12 protein-coding genes and 1 pseudogene are annotated in these 17167 nt (G+C 55.8%); all 13 read left to right on the top strand.

Annotated elements, in window-relative coordinates; all coding sequences use genetic code 11:
- Positions 1–358 precede the first annotated feature (358 nt).
- The 13 genes and pseudogenes from N7E02_RS05905 to N7E02_RS05855 all read left to right on the top strand — a co-directional run bounded on the left by N7E02_RS05905 (position 359) and on the right by N7E02_RS05855 (position 17029).
- Positions 359–1136 (top strand): IS5 family transposase gene (locus N7E02_RS05905; protein WP_286579094.1). Its coding sequence is split into 2 segments (ribosomal slippage): positions 359–685 and positions 687–1136, totalling 777 coding nucleotides; the frame shifts between segments, so codons are not numbered across the junction.
- A 290-nt stretch (positions 1137–1426) separates the two neighbouring features.
- Positions 1427–3057: pseudogene (locus N7E02_RS05900) on the top strand (putative bifunctional diguanylate cyclase/phosphodiesterase); the annotation flags it as partial.
- A 19-nt stretch (positions 3058–3076) separates the two neighbouring features.
- Positions 3077–3556, top strand: coding sequence for a hypothetical protein (locus tag N7E02_RS05895; RefSeq protein ID WP_286578446.1), 480 nt, complete (start codon positions 3077–3079; stop codon positions 3554–3556).
- A 68-nt stretch (positions 3557–3624) separates the two neighbouring features.
- Positions 3625–4725 (top strand): class I SAM-dependent methyltransferase, encoded by a 1101-nt coding sequence (locus N7E02_RS05890; protein WP_286579093.1) that lies wholly within the window; start codon positions 3625–3627, stop codon positions 4723–4725.
- Entirely contained in the window at positions 4725–7079 is a 2355-nt protein-coding gene (locus N7E02_RS05885; RefSeq protein ID WP_286578445.1) for a SpoIIE family protein phosphatase, read from the top strand. Before N7E02_RS05890 ends, N7E02_RS05885 begins: the two co-directional genes overlap by 1 nt.
- Positions 7080–7086: 7 nt before the next feature.
- Positions 7087–7638 carry a slr1658 superfamily regulator gene (locus tag N7E02_RS05880; RefSeq protein ID WP_286578443.1) on the top strand — a complete coding sequence of 184 codons (552 nt, stop codon included), beginning with the start codon at positions 7087–7089 and terminating at the stop codon, positions 7636–7638.
- A gap of 15 nt (positions 7639–7653) precedes the next feature.
- Positions 7654–7992 (top strand): slr1659 superfamily regulator, encoded by a 339-nt coding sequence (locus tag N7E02_RS05875; protein ID WP_286578442.1) that lies wholly within the window; start codon positions 7654–7656, stop codon positions 7990–7992.
- A 1095-nt stretch (positions 7993–9087) separates the two neighbouring features.
- Positions 9088–9918 carry a cellulose biosynthesis protein BcsN gene (gene bcsN / locus N7E02_RS29505; RefSeq protein ID WP_353622788.1) on the top strand — a complete coding sequence of 277 codons (831 nt, stop codon included), beginning with the start codon at positions 9088–9090 and terminating at the stop codon, positions 9916–9918.
- Between the two features lie 48 nt (positions 9919–9966).
- Positions 9967–12123 (top strand): UDP-forming cellulose synthase catalytic subunit, encoded by a 2157-nt coding sequence (bcsA, locus tag N7E02_RS05870; RefSeq protein ID WP_286578441.1) that lies wholly within the window; start codon positions 9967–9969, stop codon positions 12121–12123.
- Complete coding sequence (locus N7E02_RS29500) at positions 12123–13274, top strand: cellulose biosynthesis cyclic di-GMP-binding regulatory protein BcsB (protein ID WP_353622787.1); 1152 nt, start codon at positions 12123–12125, stop codon at positions 13272–13274. Before bcsA ends, N7E02_RS29500 begins: the two co-directional genes overlap by 1 nt.
- Positions 13253–14542, top strand: coding sequence for a cellulose biosynthesis cyclic di-GMP-binding regulatory protein BcsB (locus N7E02_RS29495; RefSeq protein WP_353622786.1), 1290 nt, complete (start codon positions 13253–13255; stop codon positions 14540–14542). The genes N7E02_RS29500 and N7E02_RS29495 overlap by 22 nt, the downstream gene beginning before the upstream one ends.
- Entirely contained in the window at positions 14539–15585 is a 1047-nt protein-coding gene (locus tag N7E02_RS05860) for a family 8 glycosyl hydrolase (protein WP_286578440.1), read from the top strand. Before N7E02_RS29495 ends, N7E02_RS05860 begins: the two co-directional genes overlap by 4 nt.
- A 697-nt stretch (positions 15586–16282) precedes the next feature.
- Positions 16283–17029: a hypothetical protein gene (locus N7E02_RS05855; RefSeq protein ID WP_286578439.1), complete on the top strand. Its 747-nt coding sequence runs from the start codon at positions 16283–16285 to the stop codon at positions 17027–17029.
- Positions 17030–17167: the final 138 nt, after the last annotated feature.

Raw genomic sequence — 17167 nt, 5'->3', positions numbered from 1 at the left:
TCGAACACCTGCAACGCAAGGTTCGGAGATTAGAGTTGGGAGCTGCGAGGCGAGCCTCCCCAAGCTCATAGCCTCCAATCCACGCATGAAAGCGATGGTCATCGTCTATGTGAGGGCAGGTGAACGCGCCAGCTTCGATCAAGCTGCCTTAGCGCCCTGTCGGATCATTTCATTCCGTTCCTGACTTGTAAGCGCTGTTTGTCCTCAAGCCTTCCGAAAAAAACGACATCTAGGTGCAGAGCACGGACACGCTAGACTAGGGCTAGAAAGGTTGACTTGCAAAAATCTTTCTAGGCAGTGTCCCCATAACCGGGGTTCATCTTGTTGACGTTGTGTGATTCAATTTCCTTGAAAGGAGATTGCCATGCGCCGTCACGAATTGAGCGACGAAGAATGGGCTATCATCGCACCTCTCTTGCCGAACAATAGCCGTGGAATTGAACGCGTTGACGACCGTCGGGTGATCAACGGCATCCTGTGGCGTTTCAGGACCGGTTCGTCCTGGCGAGATGTGCCGGAGCGTTATGGCCCGCGCACGACGCTTTACAATCGGTTCTCCCGCTGGCGTAAGGCGGGCGTCTGGGATCGTCTTCTGGACGCTGTTTCAAAGCGTTACGATGGAGACATCGTGATGATCGACAGTTCCTGTGTTCGTGTTCACCAGCATGGTGCCAACGCTAAAAAGGGGCTCTGCCGATCCTTGCATGGGACGTTCGCGCGGCGGCCTAACGACAAAGATCCATGCTCTTGTCGATGCAGATGGCAGACCGGTGCGGCTGGAACTCACCGCCGGCCAAGCCGCCGATGCACCAATGGCTGAAAAGCTGTTGAGCGACCTGCAGCCCGGCGCGACGATCCTCGCGGACAAGGCATATGACACCGACGCAATTCGTAACTTTGCCAAGCAACGCAAATGCTGGGCGAACATCCCTGCAAAGGCCAACCGAAAGCAGACATTCAGCTTCAGCCGCTGGGTCTACCGTCAGCGCAACCTCGTGGAACGGTTCTTCAATCGTATCAAGCAGATGCGCGGCCTTGCGACGCGATACGACCGGCGTGCAGACAATTACCTTGCGGCACTCAAACTCGCAGCCACAAGGATATGGATCGCCTCAGCTAATGAGTCCGCATCCTAGGCAAACGCATGATCTGGCCTCGGCGGCATTCCATGCCTTTACACGTTGCTGGAGATCGATTTCGATCGATGGCTGGTATCGACGCGCTGCGGTGCTCCAAACCAGTACTTCTCGCTGCTAATGTATGGCTGGAATTTTTAGTAGAACCATCTAATATGAGCTCTAAATGATAATTTCAGGTCGGCGCAAGAGACATGCAACTGTGAAGCTGAAAGGGTCTCACCGGGATGAGTAATTCGCACGCTGGGCAACGCCATCCTGTGGAATCTTCCGATGAATGGACAGCGAATCTCGTTATCGTCGACAAACAATTCAGACTCGTGGACATTGCAAAACTTGGCGCGGATCTTGGTCCCGGAGACACAAGCCTGACGTTATGGGACGTGTTTCCAGGACTAGATAAGGCCGCCGTGTCCAACCAAGCGCGATCTTTCGGCGGCCGGTCCTTTCCCTTATCGAATAAAAAATCGACGGCAGCGTCCACGAACTTACTTTCCATGCGATTGGCGAATTTTACGGCGTCGTGCAGACCTTTCGCGCGGACGACAAGGAGGAGCACGCGACCTTGCTGCATCAGGCGACGCACGATCCACTAACCGGGTTGCCGAACCGACGGCGGTTCGCAAGCGACCTGTCGGACGCGCTCCTCGAGATTGACGGCGGGGACGAGGCCATGTGCCTGATGCAACTCGATCTCGACGATTTCAAGCCGGTCAACGATACGCTGGGGCATCCAGCCGGCGACAAGCTGCTGCAACTGGCAGCGGGCCGGATCAGGGACTGTCTGTCCGGGACAGAGAGGGTGTACCGGCTGGCGGGAGACGAATTCGCCATTATCTCCGCGGGCTCACAACGTCAGCAACGAAGCACGGAATTGGGGAACGCTCTCGTCCAGGCCTTCAAGCAGCCGTTCACGATCGACGGCATTTCGGTTTTCGTCGGGATGAGTATCGGCATCGCAATTGCGCCGCTGGACGGGGCCGATCCCGAAACACTGATGAAGGCGTCCGACGTGGCGCTCTATGCAGCAAAGAAGGAGGGACGCGGCAGGGCCAGCGTCTTCGACGCTGCAATGCTTCAGATCATCGAACAGCGGGAACTGCTGCGAAGAAGCCTTCGGATTGCTCTCGAGAAGAAACAGTTTTCGATCGAGTATCAGCCGATCGTGCAGAGCGACCGGCTCATCGGTTTTGAAGCTCTGCTGAGATGGCAGCACCCGCTGCTCGGAGACATCCCTCCATCGGTGTTCATCCCCATGGCTGAGACAGACGGTTTGATGAGTGACGTCGGGCTTTGGGTTCTGGAAAAGGCTTGCCGCGAAGCCTTGAACTGGCCGGACGACTACATCGTCGCCGTCAACGTTTCCGCTGCCGAGTTCCTTGCTGCCGGTCTGACCGATCGGATTTCGCAGGTCCTCGACATGGTCGGGCTTGCTGCGGACCGCCTTGAACTTGAAATCACCGAGAGCGTTCTCCTGGAACGAACGGTCAATAATCTCGACACGCTCAACACCCTCAGCATACTCGGCATCAAGATCGCGCTGGATGATTTCGGCACCCAATATTCCTCGCTGAGCTACCTCAAGAACTTTCCTTTCGACACGCTGAAGATCGACAAATATTTCGTTTCCGACCTTGAAGCCAATGCGAAGAGCCAGGCCATCGTTCGATCGGTCATAACGCTCGCGCACGATCTGGGCATGGATGTCACGGCGGAGGGCGTGGAGACGGTCGAACAAGCCGATTGGCTACGCAGCCTGGGATGCGACCGTTTCCAGGGGCATGCGATCAGCAAGCCCCTGGGGGTCGGCGAGATTGGCCAATTCGTCGCGAATTCCGAGGTCTCGGTGAACGCGATAACCGCAGCAGCCGGCCGTCACCCCCAAGAATTTTTGAGGCCGTCGGTCCCGCGCCTTCCTTAAAGAGCGGACGAAAATGATCATGACAGGACAACCCGCCCTTTCCCGACAGACCGCATTTCAGGGCATGGCGGCCCTTGTATTGGATGTGGGCTTCTTCACCTCCCATTTTCGCCTCTGCGACAAGATTGCCGAGTATCTTGGGGATCTCGTAGCCCAATCCCACGAAGATCCCGCCCGCTACGCCAACTTCAGCGCCTCGCTGATCAATGAGGTCATAGAGCTGGCTTTTCGGTCAGTTCACAGTGGAGACAGGGTCGAATTCAACCTGCTCAAGGGCGATGACAGTGTGTGTCTGCTTGTCGGCTTCCGGTGTAGCGAAGAGCAGCTAGCTCTGTTGAGGACGGTAGATCGGTCTCGCGGCTCAGCCCCATTTCCTGAACCGGCTCGAGATCTGATGGCTTTGGCGCATGCCGTCGGCGTTGATGTTCATACCGAAATCGACGGAGCTGACCGCATAACGCTGACTTTGGAATTCGTGCTGTCGGAGGGCCCCCGTTGAGCCGGATCTCTTCATCGTTTTCTGCCGAATTTGACGAGGCAAACCAGGAAATCGTCCTAAGCGGAAAAATGCGTCCCCAATCTCCTCGGGAGATGACTGGCGTGATCGATGTCATCCAGCGCAGCCTCGACGGAAGCGGCAGGATCATCTACCTGAACGTCAAACGCCTCACGCACTTGAACATGACTGCGTTCAACGCGCTAGCAGACCTTTTGAAGATCGCCTGCAGGGCGGATCCGCTGCGAACCATCAAGGTCGTTACGTCAAGCGTCATCCCATGGTCTGCGCCTCTTTTCGAAACATTGGCATCGAAAGAGCCCAATCTCTCCGTCGATATCTACGATTCCGCCTTTTACCCAGGCCAGAAATTCGTGGAGGACGAAAGCTTCATTCCGATCCTTCGAACGCAGACCAAGATGACCTGGCGACATGAACGCGACATTCTGCCTAGGCACGGCCTGCGTGATGGGCTTGCCGTCGCGGACATCTGCTGTGGGATAGGAGATTTCGCGACCTTGATCAGACGGGAATTCAACCCGACGCGCCTCGTTGCCCTGGATCATTCGAAAAAGAGCCTCGACTATGCGCGCCGGGTCGCTACGGAGTTCGGTCTGAATTCGATCGAATATACCTACGGGGACGCCTCGCAGATGCTGCTGGCCGATGGCCAGTTCGATTTCGTCACGTGCCGTCATTCACTGCAAATTTTCGACCGGCCCGACGTCCTGCTTCGTGAACTCTTTCGGATCTGCAAACCCGGCGGGCGGGTCTACATCACAAATGAAAAGAACTCCCATTGCCTGGGAGAGCCGCACGCGGAATCCATCCGCTGGACCTATGAGCAGGTTGCCAAACTGTTCAGCCATTTCGACATGGATGTCGAAATGGGGCCGAAGAGCCGGCGCCTCCTCAACGACGCCGGCTTCGACGACATCAAGGTCGAGTCGTTCATGGTCACGAACCTTGACGGCGATCCGAGAGATTTTGCGGACGTCATCGAAGCATGGGAAAATGTCTATGCCGGGCAGATGGCGGTACGCCGGGGCGACCCGCCTGAGTTCATCCGCCGGTTTCGGCAGGGTTTCAAGGACCACGTTCTCGCAGCACTGCATCCGAAAGGCTATGCAGGATGGCCGATTTGGGCAGCATCAGGTCGGAAGCCGTATTGATGAACAGCGTATCGAGCAAGAACCGACCGTGGCGCTCCTTCCGGGCTAAGTTCATTCTTGTGGTCGGCAGTGCCGTGCTGGTCGACCTGCTGATCAGCGGCGGGCTCGCTCTTTGGAATGTGCAGCGCCTGTCGCGTGACGCCACCGAAGAAGTCGGCCATGGGCTTGAGCAGGCGAGCCAGGACTACATTCGCACCTACGCAGATTCCACCGTAGCCCAGGTCTCGCTGCTTCTCGATCAAGTGCATAGCGACGTCGGCATTCTTGCAGGTGTCCTGCAGGAGCAGATCGACAATCCCAGGCAACAGATTGACATAGGATCAGCGATATCCGGCGTTTCCCCCGGCAGCGTAGAGCTCTCTTTCGACCCTGCCGGGCAGTGGGCGCAAAATGCCCCCGGCTCTCCTTCTGTCGTAAGCGCATGGGGCTATCTCCTGAACGCGGATCACAAGCCTCGCCCCGACGTGCTGGCCGACGTTCGCGCAAGCTCGGTCCTCGATCTGGTCGCACCAAGCCTTCTCAAGAGCGGCGCGTCCAAGCTTCAGATGTACTATATCGGCCCGAAGGAGCGGCCGATTTTCAGGACCGCGCCCTATACGGATCAGGCACAGACGTTCGACCGACTCTATCCCGGTCATAACGCCGCAAATTTCTGGGACTTCTTTTTCCCCGGCCTCTATGAAACATGGCAGCGTCAGGCAACCGGCCACACAGGCCATGCTATTCCCGTCGAGGTCACCCAGACTGCGCCTTATACCGACGCCATAACCGGAAAGCTGATCGTCAGCTTCTTTCAGCCGCTTTGGAGTGCCGACAGACAGAGCGTTGCGGGAACGGCGGGCACCGACATCACACTCGATCAGCTTGCCGAGACAGTAGAGAATGTGAGGGTAGCAGAGACGGGCTTCGGCTTTCTGGCGATGTCCGACGGGAACGTGGTGGCCATCAGCGGACGCGGAGAGAAGACAATCGGCCTGCGTTCCACAAGCGATGCGAAAGGGACCGGCGTCACCGGTCTTGAACGCTCTCTCAAGGGCAGCTCGCAACCCGCCATCGCACAGCTCGCCAGTGATCCTAGGGACGGTATCCGGCATATCTCTTTGGATCAAAACGGAGAGCCAGTTCCATTCATGGTGATCATGAAAACGCTTCCCTCGATCAATCTCTGGGAGGCCGGCAAGGTCAGGAAGGATGCCATGTCGCTCGGCATCGTCGTACCGGAGCGCGAGATCTATGCCTCACTCAATGCCGCACAGGCAGAAATTTCCGAGGCGACGAACCGGATCGTTGTCTACCAGTTGCTGGCGATCCTGCTCTCCCTGGTGATCGTCACTCTCGCAGTGTTCGCTGCGTCGAAGCGCATCACCAGCGGGATCAGCGCCCTTGCAGGTGCCGCGCAGCGCATTCAGTCGAAAGACTATTCGGTTCGCGTTGCCGTCACCAGCCGCGATGAGGTCGGGGAGGCAAGCGAGGCTTTCAATCGAATGGCCGAAGACATCAGCTACCACACGGAAAATCTCGAGCGGCTGGTAAAGGAGCGAACCGCCGAAATAGAGGACGCCAAGGAAGAGATCTCGATACTCAACGCTCAATTGAAGAGCGAGAACCAGCGCCTGGGAACAGAGCTTGCGGTCGCCGAAAGAATTCAGATGATGGTTCTGCCGCTCGCCGCAGAACTGGCCTCTTCCAAGGACCTCGAAATTGCAGCCTATATGAGCGCTGCGGATGAGGTGGGAGGCGACTATTATGACGTTCTGGAGTCGGAAGGACGGTTCAAGATCGGAATAGGCGACGTTACCGGCCACGGCCTTGAAAGTGGCGTCTTGATGCTAATGGTCCAATCCGTTGCCCGAGCGCTGCAGGAAGCAGGCACGACCGACCCGGTCAAATTCCTCGTCGACCTCAACAGCGCCCTGTTCAAGAATATCGTTCGCACTAGGATAGACAAGCATCTGACACTGGCCTTCCTCGACTATGATGGGAAAGACATGCTCATATCCGGCCAGCACGAGGAGGTGATAATCGTGCGAGCGAATGGCGATCTGGTGCGTATCGAGACGATGGACCTGGGCATTCCAATCGGCTTAGTCTCCGACATATCGGCCTTTGTGAGCACCCGCAGAATTTCGCTGGAGAAGGACGACATCATCGTCCTCCATACGGATGGTGTAACCGAGGCGGAGAATGCGCATGGCGAGCTCTTTGGTATCGAGCGACTTTGCAAGGAGGCTGTACGGTTGCACCAACAGAGCGCGGATCGTATTGCCACCGGCATCATCGACACGCTCATGACCTACATCGGTTCCCATAAGATCCATGACGACATCACCCTCCTCGTATTGCGGCACAGGTAGACGCGGCATGTCCAGAACCATATTGGGAACCACTGATCTGGCGGAGGCGAGCCTTTCTTCCGGCGCCCGCCTGACGCTCATGGACGGCCCGCTTGAGCTTAGCTGGCGACTATCCGGCCTGACGTCGGATTTCCTCGCCGAGGCAATGGCACTTCCATTTACAAGCTCGAAGACGCGGCATGCAAACGTACATCACAGCATCGAATATCTGAGCAATGAACTGATCGAGAATGCGCTGAAGTTCCGACAACCAAGCGACATCGTCATCGAAGCCTGTGTGGATGCCGACCTCTTTCTGATGCGGGTACGCAATGAAATCGATTCCGAGACATCCACGCGGTTTCGGAATCTCCTGACCGACATACTGTCGGCTGATCCAGGCGAACTCCTCATTCAGCAGATCGAGGCAAATGCCGCATCCAACGCCAGCGGCTCTGGCCTGGGTATCCTCACCCTTCTCGCCGATTATGGCGCCGAATTGGCTTGGGAGTTCGAGGGAGCCAACGACCAACGCATCCAGCTTACGACAACAGCGTCAGTGCAGATACCGCTGGCGTGAAACAGGTGAAACGAGATGGAAATAAGAGACGAAAACTTCCGTGTATGGGCGGAAAATGAATGCGTCTATTTTGACGGCGTGCTGCGACTGGCGGGGCCAGATGCCTATTCGCCGATCTATTCATTGGCGGCGTCACTTTTGCATGAGGATCATGCGCGAGTGATATTCGACCTGACAGGCTTGGAGTTCCTGAATTCTTCCGGGATCAACCTTCTGGCAAAGCTGACGATTGAAGCGCGAAAGAAGCCGGAAATTCACATGTTGATTAGAGCCACGACGCAATATCCTTGGCAGTCTAAATCATTGCCAAATTTGAAAAAACTTTACCCTGCCCTGGACTTGCAGCTGGCATAATTCTCTGACGAGGCGAGCTAGACGTACTGAACTGGTCAATTTTGCGGGGGCGGCTACCCTTCTTTGACGGCCGTACAGCGTGAGAGTTAATGTGTCCGCTCACAAGCTGACTCGGTCAGGAGGGAACATCTCCCCAATGCTTTAATCATCGCGGCTCGTTAAGACTATCGAAGTCCGAGTGAGTGAAGGCTGCTTTTCTTGGGGAATCTAGAAGCGCTTGCAGCGTGACTTTACGAAGTGCGCAAAGCGTGGTGTTGCGCGACGATTGTTGACGGAGTTCAGAAGATCGCCGACAGAGAATCGAGATGCCGAAAGAACTCTTTTTCGAAAACATACGATTTCCCCTGGCCGCAGGATTTTCATCTACGACTTCAGGAGCTCTTGTCGTCAGAAGACTTAGGTTCGCAGATGATTGTTCTCGGACTGGCCGAAGGATTTTGGTGTTTCACCAATGGCGCAGTCCACAGCGCTGATACGCAGAGTGTGAAAAAAATTGCATAAATCCGAGATCTAGAAAAGCAAAAGGCGGCCGCACGGGCGTTCTTTCAACCCTTGTTCATATCATGGATTACCCATCGAAAGAACAAAATCACTGCCGCTGCGAAAACGGCAAGTGAAATCAAACCGGAAAAAAATAGATCATCGCTTCTCTCAAGTTTCACGACTACATCATGTAGCTGCGATCGCAGATAGCGCCTGACTGTTAAGATCTCTGTAACGAGATCGGCGCACCCGGAGAATTTCCTGTCTCGGCGCCGGTCGCATCTTGGTGACAGCCATATTAACACAGTCTCGATCGGAAATACCAAGATGCTAATATTCGGCACTGAAATTTACTTATCGTTAACCATGATCGTGAGTAAGTGTGCTTAGGTTTTTGGTGCGTCGTCGCTCGCTAGGTTGTGATAGTATGGACCACGGTTAGGAATTTGTCGTGGCAACTGGCCAGCAAATAGGATGGATCGTTTTGCTAACCGCTATCGCGTCAGCGGTGTCAGGATGCGGCACGACTGGCTCGATCAAGCAGTCAGGTGAATCTGAGCTTGTCGATTCTGAGAAAGCAATGGTGATGCCGCCTCCGGGGGGCCCGCGATTGTGGGTGTCGTGCAAAAATCCTACAAGAATGGTCTCGAGCAAACACTCTCGCTGGCTACCTCTTCGAGCGTCCCCGGCCAAAATTATATAAAGGTCGCCTTTATAGGTGGACGGGGAGAAGGTAGCTCTCAACTTTCGTATAGGCCGCTCCGGGCAGGGGCGCTGCAGCAAGAAATTGCCAAGGCTGCACCGGGCGTCAGGCTGTCTCGTTCACCGACTTTTCTGCAAAATTCTTACGGTCCTTTCGGATATGCATTCGGTCACGGCCGTAACGGCGATGCCTGCCTTTTTGGTTGGCAGCAGATCCGGTCTGGCAGTCAAAATCGTGGCACACCGACTGATCTCGGAATGATTCAAGTAAGAGTCAGGCTTTGCGACAACCGCGCAACAGACGAGGAGCTGCTAAGTGTACTTTACGGCTACACGATCACTGGAAGCTTTGACGGTCAGCTCTGGAACCCATTCGGTCGCCCCACAGCGATTGATGCGAGAATTGGAAAGTCCGGCCAGCCTATCTACCCAACGCGCCCAAGCGATGAGAGCGATTTCACATTTGGTTACTCTGCGGGTCAACTGTGGAAGCCCACGGCACAGCGCGTACGCGCCTCTGTTGCTCGAGAAGTTCGGTTGGAGCCACCGACTGCGCCGGAGGTTTCCGCAGACCCCAATCGTCCGGTAGTTCCTCTGCCTGGAAGCGCCGCCTCAGCAGGTGTCAACTCTGATACAAGCGAAGAACGTCCCACTCGACCGAGCGCGGAAGCTTCATCGGGGAATGTTCCTTCTCCAGACTGTTTAGGTGCCCAGGTGACCTCGGCAAGCTGCAAAAGATAACGGCAACGGAATGTTGCCTCGCGGATCGCGTTCAGCGAAGGGAAATAGATGCGTAAAGCTCTGGCTGTAATAATATGGGCCGTGATTGCTGTGTGCGTCATCGCGCTGATCACGCTCCCCGTAAGCCTGCAAACGCAACTGATCGCGAGTATCAGTGTGGTCACCTTCATGGCCATACTCAAAGTTCTCGGCGCAGACGGTCGCTGGCGACTTGTTGCATTGGCCTTCGGTACGGCGATCGTTTTACGTTATGTATATTGGAGAACTACGGAGACGCTTCCGCCAGTAAATCAGCCAGAAAACTTCATTCCGGGGCTGCTTCTCTACCTCGCAGAGGTCTACAGCGTCATGATGTTGACGCTGAGCTTTTTCATCGTCGCTACACCACTCCCATCGCGACCATCCAGGGCAAAGTCACTGACATATTTCCCGTCTGTCGACATTTTCGTCCCTTCGTATAATGAAGATCCGGTGCTGCTTGCGAACACTCTCGCTGCCGCCAAGGCGATGGATTACCCGGCCGAGAAGCTGCAAGTCTGGCTGTTGGACGACGGCGGCACCCTACAGAAGCGAAATGCCGCTGATATGATACAGGCTGAAAATGCCAATAGCCGTAACAGGGAGCTTTCGCAGTTGTGCGAGCAGCTTGGCGTTCGATATCTCACCCGCGAGCGCAATGAGCATGCAAAAGCTGGAAACCTCAACAACGGCCTTAAGCATTCTGATGGTGAACTTATCGCAGTCTTCGATGCGGATCATGCGCCAGCGCGTGACTTTCTGCTTGAGACAGTCGGCTACTTCGATGACGATCCGAAGCTGTTCCTCGTTCAAACCCCGCACTTCTTTCTGAATCCTGATCCTTTGGAGCGCAATCTACGTACGTTCGACACGATGCCGAGCGAGAACGAGATGTTCTACGGTATTATTCAGCGAGGTCTCGACAAGTGGAATGCGTCCTTCTTCTGTGGTTCTGCGGCAGTCTTGAGCCGTCGCGCTCTTCAGGTCACCGACGGCTTCAGTGGCATTAGCATCACTGAAGACTGCGAGACTGCGCTTGCGCTGCACGGGGCTGGATGGAACAGTGTCTATGTCGACAAGCCATTGATCGCTGGACTTCAGCCTGCGACGTTTGCCAGTTTCATTGGTCAACGAAGCCGCTGGGCGCAAGGCATGATGCAGATTCTGCGTTTTCGTATGCCGCTATTCAAGGGCGGTCTAACTGTCCCGCAACGGCTCTGCTACATGTCGTCGACCTTATTCTGGTTGTTCCCCTTTCCACGCACAATCTTTCTTTTCGCGCCGCTATTCTACCTTTTCTTTGACCTGGAGATATTCAATGCTTCAGGAGGCGAGTTTCTAGCATACACGCTTGCTTATATGCTCGTGAACCTCATGATGCAGAACTATCTCTATGGCTCATTCCGTTGGCCTTGGATTTCCGAACTCTATGAGTTCGTTCAGACCGTGCATCTGTTGCCAGCTGTTGTCTCAGTCATCCTTAATCCACGCAAGCCGACCTTCAAAGTCACAGCGAAGGACGAGTCCGTTGCAGTCAGCCGATTGTCCGAGATCAGTCGCCCGTTCTTCGTGATATTCGCCGTGCAGATCGTAGCCCTGCTGGTGACCATTTATCGTGTCTACGCCGAACCGTACAAAGCTGATGTGACGCTTGTCGTTGGCGGCTGGAACATCATCAACCTTATCCTTGCGGGTTGCGCGCTCGGGGTGGTCTCAGAACGAGGCGAGAAGGCGGCCGCACGGCGTGTGAAGGCGCAGCGGCGTTGCGAGTTTGGGGCAGGCGGCCAATGGTACTCAGCGTCAATCGAGGACGTGTCCGTGGGCGGCGCTCGTCTGCAAATCTTCGGGCGCGACGCTGCAACGCTAGAAGCAGGCACAGCCGCTGAGATTCGTTTCAAACCACATAGCGGCGGCGAGAGTGCAGTTTTGCCTTTGATCGTGCGCGCCGTAGAGCGCACCGGTGAGGTATCGCTCCTTGGGTGCCAGTACCAGCCAAGAGATGCGCTTGATCATCGTTGGATCGCCGACCTGATTTTCGCCAACTCGTCCCAGTGGGAGAACTTTCAAAAAAGCCGCCGCCGTAATCCCGGACTTCTTCGAGGTACGATTTGGTTTCTGGGCATGGCGCTTTACCAAACGAGTCGTGGACTTGTATATTTTTCACGTGGATTCGGCAGGAGCGCATGATGAAAAGGCACGTCCTTCGCGATGTTCTCTTGCTGCCCGTAATCATGGCGTCACTCGGTACGATGGCAGGGCCTGCCAAATCGCAGCCCGCCCCCTTTGACATGACGCCTGAGAGGCCCGCGGAGCCGCCTGCCGTACCAAGTTTTCGCTTGCCGCAAGCCGACCACCCCACTACCTCGCCCTCTTTCAGTGTCCCGACGGCCCCGACACCTCCAGCCACGGACCCGCGCGCGCAACCGAACAATCCATCAGCGCAATTGCCAGACATCGCCGCGCGCCGCTATATTATTCCTAGCAAGAGCCTTATCATGGAAGGGGAGGAGGATCGTCGTGCTTGGTCGTTTTATCTCACTGAACAGCAGGCAAAAGCTACAGCGAAATTTCACTTGGGTTTTCAAAATGCAGTGGTGATTGCTCCGGAAATCTCGCAAATTTCTGTGCTGATCAATGGCCAGTTGGTCGGAGATGCACCGGTTGCATTTCCGGATGCTCCAGGATCGCGTGTCTTCGACGTACCATCAACCTTACTACAGCCAGGCTCGAACCGAATTGAAATCCGCTCCGTCCAGCGTCATCGGACTGATTGCAGCATAGACTCCACCTACGAGCTTTGGACCGATATCAACCCAGCCGAGACCTTTTTGAGCTTCAACAACTTGCAAGGTGCGACGCCCTCAATAGCCGATGCAATCCGAGCGGTTGGTCCAGATGAAAACGGCAATACAGACTTCGAGGTTTTGATGCCAGCCGTTGGCCAAGTGGCGGCGAGCGAAACGCTGGTTCGGTTGTCGCAAGGGCTCGCTCTGCTGTCCGGTATGCCGAACCAGAATTTCACGTTCGAGAGATCGCAGCTGAACGCTTCAGCACCGGGTCGCTTTGGTATCGTTATCGGCACTGTATCAGAGCTTCAGCCGATCTTCGGCGACCTTCCTGCGGGATCGCAAAGTGCCCCCGTTGCAACACTCGTAACCGACCCTCGCACGAAGGGCCAGGTTCTGCTGATCACTGGGCCGGACTGGCAAGGAATTCGTGCGGCGGTCGACTCTATCGTTTCACCGCTTGCGCCTCCCTCGAAATTCGTCGCGACGCGATCTCCACGCAGCGCTGGAGCGCGCCGGACGCTCCGCTTTTGTTCGGCGGTGAGCGCTTAAGCCTCTCTGAGCTTGGGGTCGATAATGTCGAATTTGCGGGACGACGGATCCGGACAAACTTCAATATTGGCGTCCCTGCTGATTTTTATGCGAACGCATACGGTGAGGCGACACTGCTCTTGGACGCGGCTTTCGCCGAATCCGTTTTGCCGGGGAGCCACTTCGATATTTACGTAAACGGCAATATAGCTTCGACCATGCCGATCACGTCGCCGGAAGGCGGCATACTTCGTCACATGCCGATCAGAGTAACACTTCGGCACTTTAAGCCAGGCATCAACAATATCGCCATAGAAGCCGTCGTGTTGACCGAGAGTGACGCGGTCTGTCAACCCGGCGCTACCTCGTCAAAAGAGCCGCGGATCGCGGTGTTTGGTACTTCCGAGTGGGCAATGCCGACCTTCGCGCGCATCGGTCAAATCCCGAACTTGGCGGGCCTCGCTGGAACAGGGTTTCCCTATGGCAGAGGAGCTGAGCCCTTGCTGCTTGCGTCGGGTCGTCTTGACGCCGATACCCTGGCGGCGACGTCAACGTTTATGGCGAGGCTCGCGCTTTCTGCAGGGCGGCTTATTCCAATAGAGATGCTTGTGAGCCAAAGCACGATCGGTGAGCGCAACGTACTGTACTTTGGTGCGCTGTCGGAAATGCCGGACAAGTTTTTCGCGCAGGTGAAGCTGGATCCAAACAGCGTCGCTGCTTGGCGATCGGTCGGCGACCCGACCGTCAATAGCGTCAGTTCCCCGGTGAGCTTCGATGAATGGCGTTCACGTGTCCACGGTGGTGCATGGAGTGGTCAAATCAGCGCATTCCAGGAATGGCTGCGCCGCAATTTCGACATCAGTCTTTCGTCGCTTCAGTTTGCTCCCGGTGAAGAACCAATCTTTGCGCCATCCGCGAACCAAAGTCTCGTAATTGCGCAAGGCACCAGTCCGCAAGGGTCTGCGATTTGGACTGCGGTAACTGCACCGACCGTTGAAGATCTTCGCCAAGGCGTCGAGGCGATCGTTATGCGAGAGCAATGGAGCGAGGTCTCCGGGCGTATCGCAGCCTACGCAGTGAAGTCGGGGAAACTGACCTCGGTCAACGCCAATGATGTCAAATTCGTCAGAACGATGTCAGATGCCTCCCTGAACAACTATCGATTGGTGGTAGCTAATTGGTTATCGACGAACGTTCTCACGTATGCTGTGCTGCTCGTCGTGCTCGCCACGGTACTCGGGCTAGCCACCGCGGCGATGCTTGGAAGCCTTGGGCGGCGAGATCGATGAGAGGAATTGCGCTGATTTTGATCGGAGTACTCACCGCGTTAACTGGTGGTGCCACAACTCGAGCCCAGCAAGGTCTCGTAGACCCTAACCATTGGCAAGAATATAAAAGTCGTTTCTTAGATCGGAGCGGTCGGATTGTCGATAACGGAAACGGTGGTATCAGCCATAGCGAAGGGCAGGGGTATGGATTATTGCTCGCCTACCTGTCAGGCAGCGGTGCCGACTTCGAGCAAATTTGGTCTTTCACTAAAACCGAGCTTCTTCTGCGGGACGATGGCCTTGCAGTGTGGAGGTGGGATCCGAAATCTGACCCACACGTGATCGATACGAATAATGCCACGGACGGCGACATTTTGATTGCCTATGCGCTGGCGCTTGCAGGCTCGGCCTGGAACAGGGAGGAATACTTAGCGTCAGCGTCGAACATCGCGAACGCGGTTCTGAACAAGACCGTGGTTGTCGCTGCTGGCAGAACCATTCTCCTGCCGGGAGTTCAGGGATTCGGTGCAGCTGATCGAAAAGATGGACCCGTCATCAACCCCTCCTACTGGATATTCGAGGCTCTCCCCGTGATGAAGGTGCTCGCACCCTCGGACAAGTGGGACCACCTGAAAAATGACGGACTGCAATTAATCAGAGCTCTCCAAATCGGTCCCAAAAAATTGCCGCCGGAGTGGGCTAGCCTCAAGTCGCGGCCGAAGCCAGCAGACGGCTTCGAACCTCAGTTTTCCTACAACGCTGTACGAATCCCGCTTTATATGATGCGCGCGGGCATTAATGATCCTGCCAATCTGCAGATGTTTTTGGACAACATGGGCGGCGCTGAGGGAGTTGCGACAACCATTGATTTGCCAAGCGGGCAGGCTGTTGAGCCACTGACCGATCCTGGTTATCAGATTATTAACCATATTATGGCCTGTGTATTGCAAGGGGCCCGCTTGCCCCAGACCGACCTTCAGTTCGCGCCTGAGCTATATTATCCAGCAACACTCCAGTTGCTCGGGCTCGCTCTAGTCAAGGAGAGACATCCAGATTGTCTGTGAAGTTGTCATTCATCCTACTAGCTGTCACCGCAGCGGGCGCAAGCCTGCTTGCGACGATGAATGACCGCGTCACCGCGACACCGTCCTCCGAGGTAATCAACAGCACTGCAATTGGCCGCCAGAGCCGACTTTCCGCCGCATCCACAAAGACTGATCCGAACGAACTCGCGACACAAATCAAGGCAGTCCAGCTCGTACAGAACGCGCCGTCCGGTGGCTCCCAAACACCAGTGGAGCCTGGCTTACCAGCAATCACCCCATCTCAACCCGCGCCACCATACACAGGTCGCGCCTCGGATCATGCGCAGGCCACGCCGGGGCCTAATCCGGGTATCACTAACACTTCCGATCCTGAAGCGGATCAGGTCCAACCGGATCTAGCTGCGCTCCGCTATTTCGCGACACGGGGGATAATGCCCGGCTGCAGGCCGAAATCGCGCGGCTCCGTGCCCTGTATCCGACATGGGTTCCTCCGGACAATCCGTTATCAGTTCCAGTCAATCGTGACCGTCAATTGGAGGAGATGTGGAGGCTTTATGCGGAGGGGCAGTACGCCGAGGTGCGGAAGTCAGTCGCGGCTCGTCAAGCTTCTGAACCGTCCTGGCAGCCGCCACAAGACCTTCTTGAACGGCTTGACGTTGCTGAGACGAGAGCTCGTCTTGTCAACGCGTCGGATTCAAAGCAATTCGGGACCGTAGTGACGCTCGCAGCATCAACACCAAGTCTGTTGAACTGCGCAGACCCGGATGTCCTCTGGCGGTTGGCTGAAGCGTTCGAGCGTACGGAGCGGACACAACGCAGCCTCGATGTGTACCGATACGTCCTTCAGAACTGCACGGATCGGCAACAGCGGCTGGCGACCGCCCAGAAGGCTGCGGACCTCTTGCCTTACGATTCCTTTGTTGCACTCTTGTCATTCGAGAAGGACGAGGAATTTTCTACCGTTAGGAACGATCTGGTTCGCCGCCAGGTCGCTGACGCCAATCAATCTCCGGGAAGGGTGGTGGGACCTGACGTGCTCGCTCGTTTGAAGGAGCTGGCGTCAGAGGGGAGCGATACGTCCGACGCGCTCCTCCTCGGTTGGTACGGAATTCGCCATAACAACATGGCCGAAGCCGAGAACTGGTTCAGAATCGCGCGTGCACGAAGCGATAGCAGTTCTGCATCCCAAGGCTTATCGCTTGCTTTGATAAGCCGCGGCGCTGCGGCCGAAGCCGAGCAGGTTATGGTTGCTTGGAAGGATGACTCGGAAGAGGCGGGCGCGGTTTACTTGGCTGCCACCGCCAGCCTCCTGTCTCAGAATCCGCCGTTGAAACTACCAGACGATGTCTTGCAGCGAGATCGCAGCAGCCGCTTTCGACAAGAGGTATGTTCCGACAGCACAACTCCTTGGTTGGTATGCAAGGGCTTTTGGCCAACCGCAGACAGCTGCACGATGGTTTGAAACAGCTCTCAATTGGAAACCTGACGATGAGCCGTCAGCCTATGGCCTAGCGATCACTCGTCAGCAACTCAATGACCGTGTTGGAGTAGCAAAGATCCAAAACAGCTGGGCTGGAAGATCTGACCGTATCGCAAACCT

It is taken from the genome of Terrirhizobium terrae (assembly GCF_030323265.1).
In the GTDB taxonomy this organism is placed as follows: domain Bacteria; phylum Pseudomonadota; class Alphaproteobacteria; order Rhizobiales; family Rhizobiaceae; genus Neorhizobium.
This window is presented reverse-complemented; position numbering and strand designations above follow the sequence as displayed.

Bases quoted from the DNA above. Each gene is read 5' to 3' on its own strand.
- N7E02_RS05895 (WP_286578446.1), top strand. From the start codon at position 3,077: ATGACAGGACAACCCGCCCTTTCCCGACAGACCGCATTTCAGGGCATG.
- N7E02_RS05890 (WP_286579093.1), top strand. From the start codon at position 3,625: ATGCGTCCCCAATCTCCTCGGGAGATGACTGGCGTGATCGATGTCATC.
- N7E02_RS05885 (WP_286578445.1), top strand. From the start codon at position 4,725: ATGAACAGCGTATCGAGCAAGAACCGACCGTGGCGCTCCTTCCGGGCT.
- N7E02_RS05880 (WP_286578443.1), top strand. From the start codon at position 7,087: ATGTCCAGAACCATATTGGGAACCACTGATCTGGCGGAGGCGAGCCTT.
- N7E02_RS05875 (WP_286578442.1), top strand. From the start codon at position 7,654: ATGGAAATAAGAGACGAAAACTTCCGTGTATGGGCGGAAAATGAATGC.
- bcsA (WP_286578441.1), top strand. From the start codon at position 9,967: ATGCGTAAAGCTCTGGCTGTAATAATATGGGCCGTGATTGCTGTGTGC.
- N7E02_RS29500 (WP_353622787.1), top strand. From the start codon at position 12,123: ATGAAAAGGCACGTCCTTCGCGATGTTCTCTTGCTGCCCGTAATCATG.
- N7E02_RS05860 (WP_286578440.1), top strand. From the start codon at position 14,539: ATGAGAGGAATTGCGCTGATTTTGATCGGAGTACTCACCGCGTTAACT.